The 17111-nt window shown below is 72.6% G+C and carries 16 protein-coding genes; 2 read left to right on the forward strand and 14 right to left on the reverse strand.

From position 1 onward, the window contains the following. The first annotated feature begins 114 nt into the window (after positions 1–114). Positions 115–975: a 3-hydroxybutyryl-CoA dehydrogenase gene (locus ACFVGW_RS22460; protein WP_352186466.1), complete on the forward strand. Its 861-nt coding sequence runs from the start codon at positions 115–117 to the stop codon at positions 973–975. An 81-nt stretch (positions 976–1056) separates the two neighbouring features. Here ACFVGW_RS22460 and ACFVGW_RS22465 read toward each other — a convergent pair whose 3' ends face one another. The 13 genes from ACFVGW_RS22465 to infC all read right to left on the reverse strand — a co-directional run bounded on the left by ACFVGW_RS22465 (position 1057) and on the right by infC (position 15479). Further along, positions 1057–1587 carry an NUDIX domain-containing protein gene (locus ACFVGW_RS22465; RefSeq protein ID WP_385853228.1) on the reverse strand — a complete coding sequence of 177 codons (531 nt, stop codon included), beginning with the start codon at positions 1585–1587 and terminating at the stop codon, positions 1057–1059. A gap of 51 nt (positions 1588–1638) precedes the next feature. After that, positions 1639–2979 carry a transcriptional regulator gene (locus ACFVGW_RS22470; RefSeq protein WP_385853229.1) on the reverse strand — a complete coding sequence of 447 codons (1341 nt, stop codon included), beginning with the start codon at positions 2977–2979 and terminating at the stop codon, positions 1639–1641. A gap of 267 nt (positions 2980–3246) precedes the next feature. Next, the gene (locus ACFVGW_RS22475; protein WP_385853230.1) at positions 3247–4326 is read right to left on the reverse strand and encodes a PP2C family protein-serine/threonine phosphatase; all 1080 of its coding nucleotides are present in this window, start codon (positions 4324–4326) and stop codon (positions 3247–3249) included. A 219-nt stretch (positions 4327–4545) separates the two neighbouring features. Then, positions 4546–4953 carry a tetratricopeptide repeat protein gene (locus tag ACFVGW_RS22480; RefSeq protein WP_385853231.1) on the reverse strand — a complete coding sequence of 136 codons (408 nt, stop codon included), beginning with the start codon at positions 4951–4953 and terminating at the stop codon, positions 4546–4548. A 27-nt stretch (positions 4954–4980) separates the two neighbouring features. Then, positions 4981–6102: a flavin-containing monooxygenase gene (locus tag ACFVGW_RS22485; protein WP_385853232.1), complete on the reverse strand. Its 1122-nt coding sequence runs from the start codon at positions 6100–6102 to the stop codon at positions 4981–4983. Between the two features lie 100 nt (positions 6103–6202). Next, positions 6203–7861: a LuxR C-terminal-related transcriptional regulator gene (locus ACFVGW_RS22490; RefSeq protein WP_385853233.1), complete on the reverse strand. Its 1659-nt coding sequence runs from the start codon at positions 7859–7861 to the stop codon at positions 6203–6205. 164 nt (positions 7862–8025) lie between these two features. Further along, a complete protein-coding gene (gene pheT, locus ACFVGW_RS22495) occupies positions 8026–10554 on the reverse strand; it encodes a phenylalanine--tRNA ligase subunit beta (protein ID WP_385853234.1) in 2529 nt (842 codons plus the stop codon). Continuing rightward, the gene (gene pheS, locus ACFVGW_RS22500) at positions 10554–11681 is read right to left on the reverse strand and encodes a phenylalanine--tRNA ligase subunit alpha (protein WP_137990416.1); all 1128 of its coding nucleotides are present in this window, start codon (positions 11679–11681) and stop codon (positions 10554–10556) included. The genes pheT and pheS overlap by 1 nt, the downstream gene beginning before the upstream one ends. A gap of 138 nt (positions 11682–11819) precedes the next feature. Further along, complete coding sequence (locus tag ACFVGW_RS22505; RefSeq protein WP_352186458.1) at positions 11820–12968, reverse strand: ATP-binding protein; 1149 nt, start codon at positions 12966–12968, stop codon at positions 11820–11822. An 82-nt stretch (positions 12969–13050) separates the two neighbouring features. Then, positions 13051–13890 (reverse strand): TrmH family RNA methyltransferase, encoded by an 840-nt coding sequence (locus ACFVGW_RS22510; RefSeq protein ID WP_385853235.1) that lies wholly within the window; start codon positions 13888–13890, stop codon positions 13051–13053. Positions 13891–14011: 121 nt separating this feature from the next. Then, a complete protein-coding gene (gene rplT / locus ACFVGW_RS22515; protein WP_030493496.1) occupies positions 14012–14398 on the reverse strand; it encodes a 50S ribosomal protein L20 in 387 nt (128 codons plus the stop codon). Positions 14399–14505: 107 nt separating this feature from the next. Continuing rightward, the gene (rpmI, locus tag ACFVGW_RS22520) at positions 14506–14700 is read right to left on the reverse strand and encodes a 50S ribosomal protein L35 (RefSeq protein ID WP_019884943.1); all 195 of its coding nucleotides are present in this window, start codon (positions 14698–14700) and stop codon (positions 14506–14508) included. A gap of 122 nt (positions 14701–14822) precedes the next feature. Next, positions 14823–15479, reverse strand: a complete 657-nt coding sequence (infC, locus tag ACFVGW_RS22525) for a translation initiation factor IF-3 (protein ID WP_352186621.1) — start codon at positions 15477–15479, stop codon at positions 14823–14825. Positions 15480–15858: 379 nt separating this feature from the next. Between infC and ACFVGW_RS22530 the strand changes: the two genes are divergently transcribed. Next, positions 15859–16218 carry a DUF1844 domain-containing protein gene (locus ACFVGW_RS22530; protein WP_352186456.1) on the forward strand — a complete coding sequence of 120 codons (360 nt, stop codon included), beginning with the start codon at positions 15859–15861 and terminating at the stop codon, positions 16216–16218. Here the strand turns inward: ACFVGW_RS22530 and ACFVGW_RS22535 are convergent. Next, positions 16215–16958 carry an SseB family protein gene (locus ACFVGW_RS22535; RefSeq protein WP_383224802.1) on the reverse strand — a complete coding sequence of 248 codons (744 nt, stop codon included), beginning with the start codon at positions 16956–16958 and terminating at the stop codon, positions 16215–16217. The two genes, ACFVGW_RS22530 and ACFVGW_RS22535, sit on opposite strands and share 4 nt — an antisense overlap. Positions 16959–17111 lie beyond the last annotated feature (153 nt).

A 17111-nucleotide genomic window follows, 5' to 3' on the forward strand; every position in this document is an offset into this window, starting at 1 on the left:
GGGCGATCGATCATCGGTTAATGAGCGGTAACGTCGTGGGGTCGAGGCGGACGCACCGGAATCACACGGGGCCCGCTGCCAGTGATGAGCGAAAGGCACGAGGTGACGGACTCCATGGCCGACATTGAGCGCGTCGGAGTGGTGGGCTGCGGCCAGATGGGCGCGGGCATCGCGGAGGTGTGTGCCCGCAGCGGTCTCGAGGTGAAGGTCGCCGAGACCACCGGCGAGGCGCTGGAGATCGGCCGTACGCGGCTCTACAACTCGCTCGCGAAGGCCGCCGAGCGCGGCAAGATCAGCGAGGAGGAGCGCGACGCGACACTGGCGCGCCTCAGCTTCACCACCGACCTGGGCGAGTTCGCCGACCGCGACCTCGTCATCGAGGCCGTGGTGGAGAACGAGCAGATCAAGACCGAGATCTTCCAGGTGCTCGACCAGGTGGTGACCCGGCCGGACGCCATCCTGGCCTCGAACACCTCCTCCATCCCGCTGGTGAAGCTGGCCGTGGCGACCTCCCGCCCGGACCAGGTCGTCGGCATCCACTTCTTCAACCCGGCGCCCGTGCAGAAGCTGGTGGAGCTGATCCCGGCCCTCACCACCTCCGAGGGCACGATCAGCCGCGCCCAGGTCTTCGCCGAGAAGATCCTCGGCAAGCACGCGATCCGCGCGCAGGACCGGTCCGGCTTCGTGGTGAACGCCCTGCTGGTCCCGTACCTGCTCTCGGCGATCCGGATGTTCGAGTCGGGCATCGCGAGCCGTGAGGACATCGACAACGGCATGGAGTTCGGCTGCGCCCACCCGATGGGCCCGCTGAAGCTCGCCGACCTGATCGGCCTCGACACGATCGCCTCGATCGCCGACTCCATGTACACCGAGTACAAGGAGCCGCTGTACGCCGCTCCCCCGCTGCTCCAGCGGATGGTGGACGCGGGCCGGCTCGGCCGCAAGACGGGGTCGGGCTTCTACCCGTACTCCTGAGCCCCACCGCCACCGTTCGGCCCGTACACCCGCACAGGTACGGGCCGTTCGGCGTTCTCCGCCACGCGCGTTCTCGGCCGGTCAGCCGAGACGCAGATGGTGGAGCATGAGCAGCCCGGCGGCCATGTTGGCGGCCGGTATCTCGCCGCGGGTGATCATGTCCGGGATCAGCTTGAGCGGTATCCACTCACGGCGTGAGGACTCGAAGTCGTCCTCGGGCGGGCCGATGTACGTGGCCTCCTCGGTCCAGTAGAGGTGGTGCCGTGCGTCGGTGAGGCCGTTGGAGGGCTCGACGGTGAGGAGATGGCGCAGGGGTCCGGGGCGCCACCCCGTCTCCTCCTCCATCTCGCGGGCGGCGGCGGCCGCGAGGTCCTCGTCGTCCTCGACGACGCCAGCGGCCAGCTCCCAGCCCCAGCTGTCGGTGATGAAGCGGTGCCGCCAGAGCATGAGGACCTCGTTGGCCTCATTGACGGCGGTCGCGACCGCGACCGGGCGGAGCCGGATCAGATAGTGGTCGAGATGGCGGCCGTCCGGGAGTTCGACGTCCGCGAGGTTCACCCGGAACCAGCGGTTCTCGTAGACAGGTTGTTCGCTCAGTTTCGTCCACTGCACGTTTCTGCCACCTTCCGATTGTTCGGTGGCAATATGGCAGCAGTCCGGGGCTCACAGGGGAACGCGTAGCGCCCCGTCGATGAGATCGGCCGCCTGTCTCGCGTCCGCGCAGTCGGTGGCCAGCAGGTACTCCCGGACCAGCCTCAGCCGGTCACGCAGCCGCTGCGACTCCATCCCGCGCGCCCGCTCGGTCATCTCGACCGCCGTCCGCGCCGCCGCGTCGGCCTCGCCCTGCCGAAGCTCGATCTGACAGAGCATCGCGAGCCGGTGCACCCGGCCCCGGTCGTGCGCCGGAGTCTCCACGGCCTCCCGCGCGTGCTCCCTGGCCGCGGGAAGATCACCCAGACTGAGCAGCGCCTCGGCGACCTGCACGTTGACCAGTCCCGGCTGGACGTAGCCGGTCTCGGCCGGCTCGTGGCCCGGCCGGATCCGCTCCGCCTCGGCCTCCGCGCGCCGGATGCACGTCAGCGCCGAGGCCCCGTCGCCGAGGTGGGCGTACGCCTTCGCCTGCATCGCGGAGAGATCGGCCGCGAGCGCCGGGGTGATCTGCCGTCCGGCCGACCGCAGCGCCGCCTCGGCGAAGGCCACCCCCTGCCGGTACTCCCCCATGAACAGCGACTGGTTGACGAGGAGCGCGACCACATAGGCGCCCAGACCGCGGTCCCCGCTCGCCTTCGCCAGCCGCAGCGCCTGGTGGAAGTAGCGCTGCGCGAGGCCGTGGGCGTCGGAGTCGTACGCGCAGATGCCGGCCACCGCCACCAGACCGCCCGTGGCGCGATGCAGCTGCCGGCCGAGGCTGTCGCTGTACGAGCCGCGCAGGAGCGGCGCGGTCTCGGCGTTGAGGAAGCCGACGATCCGCACCCGCGTCGCGACACCGCCCGCCTTGCGGTACATCTGCTCGTAGTGCGCCCGCGCGGCGCCGAGCATGGTGATGTCGGCCATCGAGACCCGGGTCCGGCCGTCGCGGGAGACGTCGGCGTCCTCCGGCGGGTTCTCCCACTCCCAGACCGGCATCACGGCGGGCGTGCCGGTGACGGCCTGCGCGCCGAGTATGTGCGGACGCTGCTGCTCGTCGGAGCGCCACAGGGCGGTGGCCCGCTCGACGAATCCGGAGAGCGGAGAGGTGGACGCGACGGTGTCGCCGCCGCCGACGCCGAGCCCGATGTCGTCGAGGGTGACCGCCCGGTGCAGCCGCGCCCCGAGCACCTCGCAGATCAGGTCGGGCACCTGGCCGCGCGGCCGCTGGCCCTTCAACCACCGTGCCACGGCGGTGTGTTCGTACCGCAGGGCGAGGCCGCGGCCACGGCCGGCGCGGTTCACGTGCGCGGCGAGGCCGGCCCGCGAGATCCCCGCCTCGTCCAGCAGGGCGTCCAGCAGGGTGTTGGGCATCATGGGCCCCTCCGATGTGACTCGGTCCGCGCCCGACCACCGTAGTGGAGGGCGGTTTCGCACGGGGTGTGAATGAAGTGCCCGTTCTTCCGCTCCGAGCGCTCTGCCGCCGCCGCCCCGCTGCCGGTTGACTGAGCGCCTCGCCGCAAGGCGACCGGGCCGCCGGGCTCCCCCCTCGTACAGTGCGGCGGCCCGCCCCGCGCCGCCCGCCCGCCGACCTGCCCGACACTCCGAGGCGGGACGGGCGGCGCCGGCCTCATGTCCCGTCGCTCAACAGTGAGGGGAGGGTGCAGGTCGGGTACGGCGCAGCCCGGGTTCGGCGGGCTGCGCCGGAACCCGCACCCGGTCGTTGCGGACGACCAGCAGGGCCACGTCGTCGGCGAGCCGGCCGCGGGTGTGCCGCAACAGGGCGCCGTGCACACGGCGGACCAGCGCGGCCGGGGAGACGGGCGCGTCACGGACGGCCTCGGCCAGGACCCGTTCGAGGGCGAAGAAGCGCCCTGCCGCGTCACGGGCGTCCTCCGCGCCGTCGGTGTGCAGGAAGAGCGCCTCGCCCGTCATGAGCCGGGCGCAGGGGTGCGCGGAGAGTTCGGCGGGCAGGGGGAAGGCTCCCAGCGGCGGAAGCGGGTCGCCGACGGGGACGCGCTCCACCCGGTGGGAGATCCGGTACGGGCCGGGGTGCCCGCAGTTGAGGGCGTACACCTCCCCGCCCGGGCGGATCTCCAGGAGCAGTACGGTGACGAACTCCTCGGCCGCGGGGTGCTCGGGCTCACGCCCGGCGCAGACCGCCGGGTGCTCGTCGCGGGCCCGCTCCCGCAGATGACGGGCGAGCGCACGGTCGAGCCGGCGCAGCACACCGCCGAGTTCGGGCTCGTCGTGGGCGGCCTCGCGGAAGCTGCCGAGCACGGCGACCACCGCGCCGAGGGCCGCGAGGCCGTGCCCCCGCACGTCGCCGATGACGACCCGTACGCCGTACGGCGTGGCCACCGCCTCGTACAGATCTCCGCCGACGGACGCGCCCCGGGAGGCGGAGAGCTGCCCGGCGGCGACGGAGAGGCCGTCGAGCCGGGGCGGGGGCGGGCGCAGCAGCACGCGCTGGGTGGCGTCCGCGATGGCCCGCATCCGCTCCAGCTCGCGCGAGAGACCGCGGCGGATGCCGAGGATGAGCCCGGTGCCGACGGTGAAGAAGAGCACGCTGGTGGCGATGCGCATGGGGAGACCGGGCTGTTGCGCCAGGGGACAGCAGAGTTTCCACGTCACGGCCGAGGCACCCCAGAGGGTGGGAAGGGCGAGTGGTCCCAGCCGGCGCAGCCGGGAGTCGTAGGAGAGCAACGTCCTGGTACGGATCATGCACGGCCCTTCCTGAGGCCCTGCAGCGCCCGAAGGCCCTGCGGCGCACAGGCCCGCCCCTGTGGCCGCGTCGATTCTCCCGACCGCACCGGGCCTGGGGGAACACGGCCCGGACATCTCACCCGAAGGAGTGAGAGCCCCCGGCGCGCTGCGGCGCGCCACTCGTGCGCCACCCGCACGCATGCGGGAACCCCGCACTGATGCGCCCCGGCTACGGGGTCACGCCCCGTGGGAGCGCCGGGGCGTGGCGGGCCGCAGGATGTCGACGACCCTGTGGGAGAGACGTTCCGCCTCGGTCAGCTCGCCGCGCAGGTGGAGGACGGCGCCCAGGGCGTTCAGCGGCGGAGCGAGACGGATGTCGTCGGGGCCGTAGGCGCGCTCGTAGAGGCGGACCGCCAGGCGCAGGGACTGCTCCGCCTCGGTGGTCCGGCCCAGCCCTTCGAGCAGGATGCCCAGGGCCGACGCGGCCTCGGCCGTCTCGGCCGAGGCGGGACCGGCCGCGCCACGCGCCAGCCGGAGGGCCTCGCGCAGCGCGCCCTCAGCCTCCGCGTAACGGCCGCCGGCCCGGTGCCGGTGCGCCCTGGCCAGGTGCTCGCGCACCCGCGTCCGGGGTGTCCGCGTGTCCACGGCGCGTCCCCTGCGTTCCGTCCGGCGCTAGGCGAGGGCCTTCGCCCTGGCCGGGCGGGACGCCCTGGACCCCGCGAGGTGCCGCACGACGTGCTCCGCGTCCCGGCCGGCGCCCCCGACGAGCATCGACGCGAAGGCGTACTGGAACGACAGCCCGACGAAGTACAGACCGGGTGACGAGGGCACCACTCCGCGCTCCTCCAGCGGCCAGCCGTCGTCGCCCGTGACGGGGAGGTCGATCCAGGAGAAGTCCTGCCGGAAACCGGTGCACCAGACGGCGTTGGCGACATCGAGCACGCGGCCCCCGTCGAGGACGGGAAGCCCGTCCCGCACGCCCGTCGTGCGTTCCGGCACCATCTCGACGCCCGCGCGGGAGAGGTCGGCGCGCTTGATCCGGATCAGCGGTCCGCCGTGCGCCCGGACCTCGGGACGCATCTTGCGGCCGATCGGTGTCCGGAGCGTCAGCAGGTGCTGCGCCACGAACCAGAGGACCGGGAAGACCACGTGTGCCGGCCGGCCCTCGATGTCGAACGGGATCTCACCGTGGATCGGGCCGCTGAGCACGGTGGGGTGACCCGCGGCTCCCACCTCGTGCGCGATGTCCCCGCCGGAGTGCGAGGCTCCGACCACCAGAACACCGCCGGGCCGCAACTGCGCCGGGTTCTTGTAGGCGCTGGAGTGCAGCTGGGTGATGCGCGGGTCGAGCGCGTCGGCGAAGGCGGGCACGTACGGGGTTCGGCCGAAGGTTCCCGAGGCGACGACGACGTTGTCGCACACGTAGACCGACGTGTCCGTCGTCACCACGTATCTCCCCTCCTCGCGGGCCAGGCGCCGCACGCGCCGGCCACCGCGTACGGGGAGCGCGAAGGTCGCGGCGTACGTCTCCAGGAAGTCGGCCATCTCGTCCTTGGTGGGGAACGACATCGGCGGCGCGGGGAAGCGCATCCCGGGAAGGGAGGCGACGCGGGCCGGGCTGAAGAGGCGCAGCGAGTCCCAGTGGCACCGCCAGTTGTCGCCGACCCGGTCGTTGCCGTCCAGGACGACGAACGGCAGGCCGCGCCTGGAGAGGTGGTACCCGGTGGCGAGACCCGCCTGACCGGCGCCGATGACGACCGTCTCGATGTGTTCCGCCCTGTCGGTGAGGTTCATCGTGGGCCTCCTCGTCCGTTCCCTGTGACCGACACTAGGAGCGGGGCGGCTCGTCGGCTTCGGGAGAACACCCCAACCGTGCCGTCCGCCCGGAGATGGGTCATTCTGCCCACTGCGCCGGCCCTCGGACCAGGTCGTGCTCGTAGGCGTACGCCGTGGCCGCGGAGCGGGAGGAGAGGCCGAGCTTGCCGTAGATGTTGCTCAGGTGCCGGGCGACCGTCTTCTCGCTGAGGACCAGTTCGGCGGCGATCGCGTGGTTGGTGCGGCCGGTGGCGACCAGCCGCAGGACCTCGATCTCGCGGGGGCTGAGCCCAGCGGTGTCACGGGGCCGGTCGCGGGTGAGCGCGTCGAGGCGGGCCAGGTCGTGTGCCGCACCGAGCCGCCGGAAGGTCTGACGCGCCGCGTCGAGTTCCAGCCGGGCCGTTTCGACGTCGCCGGTACGCTGCCGGGCCCGGCCGACCAGGACGCGGGACCGGGCCCCTTCGTACGGGGCGTCGAGCTCGCCCCAGATCCGGCTCGCGTCGAGCAGCGCCTCCAGAGCGGCCGGGGCGTCGTCCTCGGCCAGGAGTACGGCCCCGCGGGCGTGGGCCGCGACGGCGGACAGCAGCGGGGCTCCGATGTCGGCGGCGATCCGCGCCAGCTCGTCCACCGCGCCGCGGGCCAGGGGCACGTCGTCGTCGGCCAGCATGATCTCCACGTAGGCGGCCAGGACCTTCGCCCGGCCGAGCGGGTCCGGCGTCTCGTCGGCCGCGCCCCGGATCGCCGCGACGGCCGCGCCGGTACGGCCCTCGGCGAGCCAGAGCTGGGCGAGCCCCGGCTGGGGCGGGTGCCCGCACCGGGCGGCCTGCTGGTAGGCCTCCTCGGCCTCGGCGAACGCGCCGCGCACCCGGTGCAGTTCGGCCTGCTGGTACAGGGCCATGCCGAGCGCCGGCTGGTCCGGCGGCCCGGCGAGCCGCTCGCACGCACGCCGTGCCTCGTCCAGTGCGTCGGGCCATGCGCCGCGGGTCTGGAGCACCTGGGACCGGTGGACCAGGCACTGGCCGCGGTACGGGACGAGGTCCGGCTGCGAGGCGCACCAGTCGGACAGCGCCGCCGTCCACTCCTGCGCGCGGCGGAGGTCGAACATGTCGTGGCAGGCCTCGATGACACTGCAGTAGACGAGCCCGGTCACGAGCGGCGACAGCTCGCCGGACGTGACCGCGACCATGCTCTCGTCGAGCAGCGTCGCACCCGCGGCCGTCTCTCCCCCGGCGATCAGGGCCCGGCCCTGGCCGTGCCGCGCGAGAGCCACCAGCTCCGGGTCCGCGAACCGCTCGCCGATCTCGAGGACCCTGGTGAACAGCGCGTACGCCGCGGTGACGTCACCCTCGTAGACGAGCCGCACCCCGGAGGGGAACAGCACGTACCCCTGCTCCACGCAGTCGAGCCGCCCGTCGTCGATCAGCCGCTGCGCCCGGGCGAGCCAGCCGCCCCCGCGGGCCGTCTCGCCCTTCAGGATGAGCGGCATCGCCAGCCAGAAGGCGCACCGCACCGCGCGCGCGGGCAGACCGAGACGCAGGTACGCGTGATGCGCCCGCTCCGTCGCCGCGCCGCTCTCGGTGTCGTGTCCGACCAGGAAGGCGGCGGTGGCCAGGCGCACGAGGTCGTCGGGCCCGAGCGGCTCCTCCCGGTCGGCGTCCGACAACCGGGTGTAGGCGTCCCGCCACGCCCGGCGGCCGAAGGCCTCTCGTCCCCGTTCGACTTCCGCAGCGACGTCCATGGCGCCTCCTCCCCCTATTGCACCTCGCGAACACGGGGCCTGTCAGGCCGAGCGTCCTCGGGGTGTGCGGAGGGGCACCATGCGGAGACGGAAGGGCGCACCGGGCGACGACGGAGGGGGCCGGTCCGGTGGTCACCGGGCCGGCCCCCTCCGGGGAGCTGTGCTCAGGCGCCGCGCAGGACGGCGCCCGTGCGCTCGGACGCGAGGGCGACGGCCGCGTCACGCGCGGCGCTGGCCTCGTCGACCGTGAGGGTGCGGTCCGTGGCGCGGAACTTCAGCGCGTACGCCAGGGACTTCTTGCCCTCGCCCAGCTGGTCGCCCGTGTACACGTCGAACAGCCGGATGGCCTCCAGGAGTTCACCGGCGCCGTCGCGCAGCGCCGCCTCGACCGTGGCGGTCGGGACGGCCGTGTCGACGACCAGGGCGACGTCCTGCGTGGCGACCGGGAAGGAGGAGATGCCCGGGGCCTTCAGCGGCCCCTCGTTCGCCTTCTCCACCAGGTCCAGGTCCAGCTCCATCGCGCAGGTGCGGTCCGGCAGGCCGAGCGCCTTCACGACGCGCGGGTGCAGCTCGCCGCCGTGACCGACGAGGACCTTCTCGCCGTCCACGACCACGTGGAACGCGGCGCAGCGGCCGGGGTGCCACGGGGCGTGCTGGTCGGCGCCGACGATCAGCTCGACACCGGCCTCGGCGGCCACGGTGCGGGCTGCCTCGATCGCGTCGGCCCAGTCGGACGGACGGCCCTTGCCCCACCAGCCGGCCTGCTCGCGTGCGCCGGCGAGGACGACGGCGGCGCGACGCGGCTGCGCGGGCAGCGCGGCGGTGACGGTGGCGATCTCCTCGTCGGTGGGACGGCGGTCGACGGGCAGCCGTACGGCGACGCCCGGCTGCTCACCCGGCCGGAAGACGAGACCGGTCTCGAAGAGCGCCAGGTCGTGGCTGCCGCGCCCGTCGTTGCGGCGCAGCGCGCCGAGCAGGCCCGGCAGCAGCGTCGTACGGAGCGCGGGCTCCTCGTCGGAGAGCGGGTTGACGAGCGTGACGACCCGGCGGCGGGCGTCGTCGGCGTCCAGGCCGAGCTGGTCGAAGACCTGCGCGCCGATGAACGGGTAGTTCAGTGCCTCCACGTACCCGGCGCCGGCCAGTGCGCGGCCGACCCGGCGGTGGGTGCGCTGGCGCTCGGTGAGGCCACGCCCGGCGGGCGGCTTGGGCAGCGTCGAGGGCAGGTTCTCGTAGCCCTCCAGGCGGATGACCTCTTCGGCCAGGTCGTTCGGCACGTAGAGGTCGGGGCGCCACGACGGGACGGTGACGACGAGCTCGTCCTGCCCGTAGACGTCGCAGCCGATCTCCTGGAGGCGGCGGACGACGGTCTCGCGGCCGTAGGCGACGCCCGCGACCTTGTCCGGGTGGTCCGCCGGCATGGTGACCGTGCGGGGCGCGGACGGGGCGACGATCTCGGTGACGCCGGCCTCGGCCGTGCCGCCCGCGAGCAGCACGAGCAGGTCGACGCAGCGCTGCGCGGCGGCTGCCGCGGCCTGCGGGTCGACCCCGCGCTCGAAGCGCCTGGACGCCTCGGAGGCCAGCTTGTGGCGACGGGCGGTGCGGGCGATCGAGATCGCGTCGAAGTGCGCGGCCTCGATGACGACCTCGGTGGTCCCCGTGACGATGCCCGTCTCGGGGTCGGTCACCGGGTCGGCGATCTCCGTGTGGGCGCCGCCCATCACACCGGCGAGGCCGATGGGGCCGCTGTTGTCGGTGATCAGCAGGTCCCCGGAGTCGAGGACGCGCTTCACACCGTCGAGCGTCGTGATCGTCTCCCCGGCGGCGGCACGGCGGACGCCGATGGGGCCGTCGAGGCGGGTGCGGTCGTAGGCGTGCAGCGGCTGACCGAGTTCCAGCATCACGTAGTTGGTGATGTCGACGGCGAGCGAGACGGTCCGCATGCCGGCCTTCTGGAGCCTGCGCTGCATCCAGATCGGGGTACGCGCCTCGGGGGTGACCCCGACGACCGTACGGGCGGTGAACCGGTCGCAGCCGACCGGGTCGGCGACCTGGATCGGGTAGCCGTACGAGTTCGGCGCGGGCACGTCGAGGAGCGCCGGGTCGCGCAGCGGCAGGCCGTACGCGATGGCGGTCTCACGGGCGATGCCGCGCATCGAGAGGCAGTAGCCGCGGTCGGGCGTGACGGCGATGTCGAGGACCTCGTCGTACAGCTCCAGGAGCTTGGTCGCGTCGATGCCGATCTCGAGCTCCGGCGGCAGCACGATGATGCCGTGCGAACCGTCGTCGCCCATGCCCAGCTCGTCGCCGGAGCAGATCATGCCGCGGGAGACCCGGCCGTACGTCTTGCGCTCGGCGATCCGGAAGTCACCCGGGAGCACGGCGCCGGGCAGCGCCACGACGACCTTGTCGCCCTCGGCGAAGTTCCGGGCGCCGCAGATGATCTCCTGGGGCTCGCCGGTGCCGTTGGCCTGGCCGACGTCGACGGTGCAGAAGCGGATGGGCTTCTTGAACTCCGTCAGCTCCTCGATGGTGAGGACCTTGCCGACCACCAGCGGACCGGTGAGGCCTGCGCCGAGCTGCTCGACGGTCTCGACCTCGAGTCCTGCCGGAATGAGCTTGGCCTGGACGTCACGTCCGGTCTCCGTCGCCGGCAGGTCGACGTACTCCCGCAGCCAAGAAAGCGGGACCCGCATCAGATCTCCATCCCGAACGGCCGGGTGAACCGGACGTCACCCTCGACCATGTCTCGCATGTCTTCGACGTTGTGGCGGAACATCAGCATCCGCTCGATGCCGAACCCGAAGGCGAAGCCGCTGTACTTCTCCGGGTCGACACCGCAGGCGACGAGCACCTTGGGGTTGACCATGCCGCAGCCGCCCAGCTCGATCCAGCCCTCGCTGCCGCAGGTGCGGCAGGGGCGGTCCGGGTTGCCGACGGACTCGCCGCGGCAGACGTAGCAGAGCATGTCCATCTCGGCGGACGGCTCCGTGAAGGGGAAGAAGTTCGGGCGGAGCCGGGTCTTCATGTCGGGCCCGAAGAGCGCCTGGACCATGTGGTCCAGGGTGCCCTTGAGGTCCGCCATGGTCAGGCCCTCGTCGACGGCGAGCAGCTCGATCTGGTGGAAGACCGGGGTGTGCGTGGCGTCGAGCTCGTCGGTGCGGTAGACGCGGCCGGGGCAGACCACGTAGACCGGGGGCTCCCGGTCGATGAGCGTGCGGGCCTGCACCGGGGAGGTGTGCGTCCGCAGCACGACACCGGACTCGTCGCCGGTCGTCCCCTCCGGGCCCTGGACGAAGAAGGTGTCCTGCATCTGGCGGGCCGGGTGGTCCGGCACGAAGTTGAGGGCGTCGAAGTTGAACCACTCCGCCTCGACCTCGGGACCCTCGGCGACCTCGTACCCCATGGAGACGAAGACGTCGGCGACCCGCTCCATGAGCGTGGTCAGGGGGTGGCGGGCGCCGGCCGGGACCCGGTCGTACGGCAGGGTGACGTCCACCGCCTCCTCGACCAGGACGCGGGCGTCACGCTCGGCCTCGAGCTCGGTCTGGCGGGCGGCGAGGGCCTTGGAGACCGCGCCGCGGGCCTGGCCCACGAGCTTGCCGGCCGCGGCCTTGGCCTGCGGCGGCAGCGCGCCGATCTCGCGGTTGGCCAGCGCGAGCGGCGACGTGCCACCCGTGTGCGCGACCTTCGCGTGCGCGAGCGCGTCGAGGTCACCCGCGGCGGCGAAGGCGGCGAGCGCCTCGTCCCGCATGCGCTCGATCTCTTCCGGTTTCAAGGCCTCGACCTCAACCGGGTCGTACGACTTATTGGGTGCGGACATCTCTTCCCGTGCTTCCGTTTGGCTGGCTTGGGCGCGGCCCCGCTCGACGTCAAGGGCGCAAACGTGCCAAAGGTCGAGTCTAACGGGGCGCGGGGACGCGAATGAGCCCGTGGGCGGCCCGGGCGGCTCGTGATCTCGTCAGGCGAGATGGGCCGGGGCGCCGACGGGCAGGATAAATCGGAACTCGGCGCCGCCCCGGGGGCCGCGGCCGACGGTGATCGTGCCGCCGTGGGCCTCGACGATGCCCTTGACGATGTAGAGGCCGAGTCCGGTGCCACCGCGCTTGCTCCCCCGCCAGAAGCGGGTGAAGACACGTCCCATCGACTCTTCGGGGATGCCGGGGCCTTCGTCGCTCACGGTGACCGCCGTTCCCTTCTCTCCGTCGGGGGTGTCGCAGGTGGGTGCCACCTCGATGGTGACGGTTCCCTCGCCGTGGCGCACCGCATTTTCCAGCAGGTTACCGAGGACCTGGTCGACCTTGTCGGGGTCGGCCCAGAGGTCGGGCAGCTGGGGCCGGACGCGGACGAAGAAGCGGTCCGGGGACTGTCCGCCGGTGGTGTGGGCCTGGATGTGCCGGCCGACGGCGGCGGCGATGTCGACGGGCTGGCGGCGCACCTCCAGGCGGCCCGAGTCGATCCGGGAGATGTCGAGGAGCTCGGCGATGAGCCGGGTGATGCGGTTGGCGTCGGCGTCGACGGTCTCCAGCATGAGCCGCTTCTGGTCGTCGGTGAACCGCTCCCACTTGGCGAGGAGGGTCGCCGTGAAGCCCTTGACGGAGGTCAGCGGGGAGCGCAGTTCGTGGGCGACGGTGGCGATGAGCTCGGCGTGGCTGCGTTCGGTACGGCGCCGCGCCTCGGTGCCGCGCAGCGAGACGACGACCCGGCGGACGGGACCGGTGGGGTGCTCGCGGACGTAGCGGGCGGAGACGAGGACCTCGCGGCCGCCGGGCAGAAGAAGATTGCGCTCCGGCTGGCCGCGGCGGGTGGCGAGCCCGCCGTACGGGTCGGTGAGGGTCCACCAGCGGCGCCCCTTGAGGTCCTCCAGGGGCAGCGCCTGTTCGAGCGGGAGGCCGAGGGCCCGCTCCGGAGGTACGGAGGTGATGCGGGCGGCGGCGGCGTTGAAGCAGACGACGTGTCCGGTGGCGTCGGCGACGACGAGGCCGTCGGGCAGCTCGTCGGGGTCGACGCCGGGGATGTCCGGGGCGGGTCGGGAGGCGCCGTCCGGGCCCTCCGGGGCATCCGGCGCGGTGCTCCGTGCCTGTGCGGGACTGTCCGTGCCGACCGTCATCCCCGTACCCCACCCCTCCGTGTAGCGCAGTGGGCCCCCGAGTTGGTCACCCTACTAGGTACGGGTGACGCTTTGGAGCCCCTCAGCGGGAGGTTCGGGGGCGCTGGGCTCGCGCCGAGGCGTAGAGGCACACGGCGGCGGCCGTCGCGAGGTTGAGGCTCTCGGCCTTGCCGTGGATCGGAACGCGGACGACCGCGTCGGCGAGGGCGCGGGTCTCCTCGGGCAGACCCCAGGCCTCGTTGCCGAAGACCCAGGCGGTGGGCCCGCCCATCGTGCCGGCGTCCAGTTCGTCGTCGAGGTCGTTCTGCCCGGCCCCGTCGGCGGCGAGGATCCGTACGCCCACGCTCTTCAGACCGGCGACCGCCTGCTCCACCGGGACGCCGACGACGACGGGGAGGTGGAAGAGGGAGCCGACGGAGGCGCGCACGGACTTGGGGTTGTACAGGTCGACGGAGGCGTCGGTGAGGACGACGGCGTCGGCGCCGGCCGCGTCGGCGCAGCGCAGCACGGTGCCGGCGTTCCCGGGGTCGCGTACGTGGGCGAGGACGGCGACGAGCCTGGGCCTGGCCGCAAGAACCTCCTCGAACGGCGAGTCGAGGAAGCGGCAGACCCCGACGATGCCCTGCGGGGTGACGGTCTGGGAGACCTCGGCGAGGACGGCGTCGGGGGCGAAGTGGACCCGGGCCCCGGCCACGCGGGCGGCTTCGACGATCCCGGCGTACCGCTCGGCGGCCTCGACGGTGGTGAAGAGCTCGACGAGGGTGGGCTCGCCTGAGCCGCTGCGGTGCTCCACGGCCTCGCGGACGGCCTGCGGGCCCTCGGCGATGAAGAGACGGTCCTTGCCCCGGAAGTTGCGCTTGGCGAGCCGCCTCGCGGCGACGACACGGGGCGAACGCGGGGAGATCAGCTCGGGGGTACCCATGGGGTCGGTGGCTCTTTTCGGGGGTCCGGGCGGGTGAAGGGGCTCGGGGGTGTCCGAACACGACCGGACCCGCAGGCCCGAAGGCCTGCGGGTCCGGTGCGGAAGATCGGCGACCTGAGGATCAGGCAGCGGCCTTCGGCGCGTTGACGTCGGCCGGGAGGGCCTTCTGCGCGACCTCGACCAGCGCGGCGAACGCGTTGATGTCGTTGACGGCCAGCTCGGCGAGGATCTTGCGGTCCACCTCGATGTTGGCGGCCTTCAGACCCTGGATGAGGCGGTTGTACGTCATGCCGTTCTGGCGGGCAGCGGCGTTGATGCGCTGGATCCACAGCTGACGGAAGTCGCCCTTGCGCTTCTTGCGGTCGTTGTAGTTGTAGACCAGGGAGTGGGTGACCTGCTCCTTGGCCTTGCGGTACAGGCGCGAACGCTGACCGCGGTAGCCGCTGGCCTGCTCGAGGATCGCCCGGCGCTTCTTGTGGGCGTTGACTGCCCGCTTGACGCGTGCCACTTCTTAACTCCTTGTAGCGGGGTCGTGGTGGTACTCACACGACCCGGAAAACGGATGGGTCCCGGTCTTGGCCGGATGCCCTCGTCGCCGAGGGCGGGAGATCAAGCTCAGATGCCCAGCATCTTCTTGATCTTGGCCGCGTCGCCCGGGGCCATCTCGGCGTTGCCGGTGAGGCGACGCGTCAGCTTGGACGACTTGTGCTCGAGCAGGTGGCGCTTGCCGGCGCGCTCGCGCAGCACCTTGCCGGAGCCGGTGATCTTGAAGCGCTTCTTGGCACCGGAGTGCGTCTTGTTCTTCGGCATCGCGCCGTTATCTCCTCGTCAGTGGCGCTCCTCCGGTGCAGGCACCGGACATCCAGGAGCGTCAGTTCTCGTGTGGTGGTTCCGGGCGAGGCCCGGGGCTGCCTGGGTGGCAGCCCCTCGGGTCACGCCTCGGGGTTCTCGGCCTCGGCGGGAGCCTCGGCCGAAGCCTCCGCGGCCGGAGCCTCGGCGGTCTCGTCGGACGAACCGCCCTGACGCTCCGCCTTGCGCGCGGCCTGGGCCTCACGCGCCTCGGCCATGGCCTCGGTCTTCTTCTTGTGCGGGCCGAGAACCATGATCATGTTCCGGCCGTCCTGCTTCGGGTTGGACTCGATGAAGCCAAGCTCCTCGACGTCCGACGCCAGCCGCTGCAGCAGCCGGAAACCAAGCTCGGGGCGGGACTGCTCACGACCACGGAACATGATCGTGATCTTGACCTTGTCGCCCTGCTTGAGGAACCGGACGACGTGACCCTTCTTGGTGTCGTAGTCGTGCGGGTCGATCTTCGGCCGGAGCTTCATCTCCTTGATGACCGTGTGCGCCTGGTTCTTGCGCGCCTCACGGGCCTTCATGGCCGACTCGTACTTGAACTTCCCGTAGTCCATGAGCTTGCACACGGGCGGACGGGCGTTCGCCGCGACCTCGACCAGGTCGAGGTCGTACTCCTGTGCGAGCTCCAGGGCCTTGGCAAGCGGAACAATCCCGACCTGCTCGCCGCTGGGACCGACAAGTCGCACCTCGGGAACGCGAATCCGGTCGTTGATGCGGGGCTCGGCGCTGATGGATCCTCCTCGGTAGCACCACGCGACCGCCTGGCGGACGGACGCGTATGTCTATAACTGTTGAGACCAACCGCGCCGGGATATGAAAAATGCCCCGGACGGGACACAGGCGGGGCTCCACGGAAATACCGGAGCACCGCCGCGGTGAACCGCGGGGCGCACATCGGGCGGCTCCATCGTCCGTACGGAACGATGGGCGCCACCTGACCGGTGACCCGCCGCCCGCGAGGGCGGCCAGGTGGGAGATCGGAGCCTCCACTTGTGGGCCGGGCACACAGGTGTCCGGCCGGTCGTTACACAAGGTTAGCACCGACTGTCCCGGTTCGCTAACCGAGGACCGCGGGAAGGAGGGACGGCCCGCCCGGCATATCGTGTGGGCATGAGCGAGACGCCCCACACCGAGTCCCCCGACTTCGACGACATGACCCGTGACATCGCGGAGGTACCGGCCGTCGAGGTCATCGTGACCGTCGCGGTGAACCTGATGAGCGCCGCCGCGGTGAAGCTCGGGCTCACCGAGGACGGCGAGCAGCACAAGGACCTCGACGAGGCGCGCAAGCTGGTCCACGCGCTGGCCGGCCTCCTCGACGCCGGTGCGACGGAGATCAGCTCCTTCCACGCGGCGCCGCTGCGGGACGGCCTGAAGTCCCTGCAGCTGGCCTTCCGCGAGGCCTCCGTCATCCCGGACGAGCCGGGCCAGGGCCCGGGCGAGAAGTACACGGGCCCGGTGTACGGCTAGGACAGACCGTCCCGTACGTAGAAGGGCTCGCCCGGGGGCGTGACCGAGGCCGGCAGGAGTGCCAGGTCGAGGCCGCGCACCAGGCGGGCCCTCAGTGTTTCGTCGGCGGCCAGGCCACGGGCCACGCGCTGGGCGGCCTCCGCCGGGTCCGCGTCCTCGGACAGGACGAGGGCCAGGGTGCCGTCGGCGCTGCCGGGGCCCAGGTGGGCGCGCAGGACCGCGGGCTCGGCGGCGACCGCGTTCCGTACCGCCTCCCGTACCGCCGGGTCCTCCAGAGGGTCCGCACTGGTGCGGCCCTCGGCGAGGGCGAGCAGCGCCGGGCCGGTCAGCTGGTACGGGACCGGGCCCGCGAGGTCGAGGACGACGGTGTCCGCCTTCTCGTGCGCCGCGGCCTGGAGCGCCTGGTGCAGGGGGACGGCCACCGGCCGGGCCTCCGGGTCCCAGAGCGCGAGCGAGGCGATCGAGGTGAAGGCCGGCAGCGCCCGCCGGTCGCCGGCGGTGAGCGTGGGCACGGCCATGTCGCTGGTCTTCTCGCGGCGCAGCCCCGTCTCCGGGTCCTCCTCGACCTCGCCGAGGACGGCGACGACGGGGACCAGCAGACGCGCGTCCTTCAGCGCCTCCAGGACCGGCCCGTGCGCGGTTCTGTCCGCGGCCCAGGCCGCGAGGGCCTCGGTGAGCCGCGGGTCGGCGGTTCCGTCGTCGTCGGAGAAACCGGGGTCAGGGATGTTCTTGAGCGCCACGCACCGAGCCTATCCGCCCTCGGAGGGCCGCTTGCCCCGCGGGGGCCCGGCCGCCCGCCCGCGGGGCAAGCGGCCGGGCGCCGTTCCTGGCGTCCCACCCGCCGAGCGCCCCAGACTTGTCCCGTCCGCCGCACGACCCACCCGTGAGGAGAC

The organism is Streptomyces sp. NPDC127129 (assembly GCF_042671585.1).
In the GTDB taxonomy this organism is placed as follows: Bacteria; Actinomycetota; Actinomycetes; order Streptomycetales; family Streptomycetaceae; genus Streptomyces.

Coding starts and splice junctions, on each gene's coding strand:
- ACFVGW_RS22460 (WP_352186466.1), top strand. CDS start 115: ATGGCCGACATTGAGCGCGTCGGAGTGGTGGGCTGCGGCCAGATGGGC.
- ACFVGW_RS22470 (WP_385853229.1), bottom strand. CDS start 2,979: ATGATGCCCAACACCCTGCTGGACGCCCTGCTGGACGAGGCGGGGATC.
- ACFVGW_RS22475 (WP_385853230.1), bottom strand. CDS start 4,326: ATGATCCGTACCAGGACGTTGCTCTCCTACGACTCCCGGCTGCGCCGG.
- ACFVGW_RS22485 (WP_385853232.1), bottom strand. CDS start 6,102: ATGAACCTCACCGACAGGGCGGAACACATCGAGACGGTCGTCATCGGC.
- ACFVGW_RS22490 (WP_385853233.1), bottom strand. CDS start 7,861: ATGGACGTCGCTGCGGAAGTCGAACGGGGACGAGAGGCCTTCGGCCGC.
- pheT (WP_385853234.1), bottom strand. CDS start 10,554: ATGCGGGTCCCGCTTTCTTGGCTGCGGGAGTACGTCGACCTGCCGGCG.
- pheS (WP_137990416.1), bottom strand. CDS start 11,681: ATGTCCGCACCCAATAAGTCGTACGACCCGGTTGAGGTCGAGGCCTTG.
- ACFVGW_RS22505 (WP_352186458.1), bottom strand. CDS start 12,968: ATGACGGTCGGCACGGACAGTCCCGCACAGGCACGGAGCACCGCGCCG.
- ACFVGW_RS22510 (WP_385853235.1), bottom strand. CDS start 13,890: ATGGGTACCCCCGAGCTGATCTCCCCGCGTTCGCCCCGTGTCGTCGCC.
- rpmI (WP_019884943.1), bottom strand. CDS start 14,700: ATGCCGAAGAACAAGACGCACTCCGGTGCCAAGAAGCGCTTCAAGATC.
- ACFVGW_RS22530 (WP_352186456.1), top strand. CDS start 15,859: ATGAGCGAGACGCCCCACACCGAGTCCCCCGACTTCGACGACATGACC.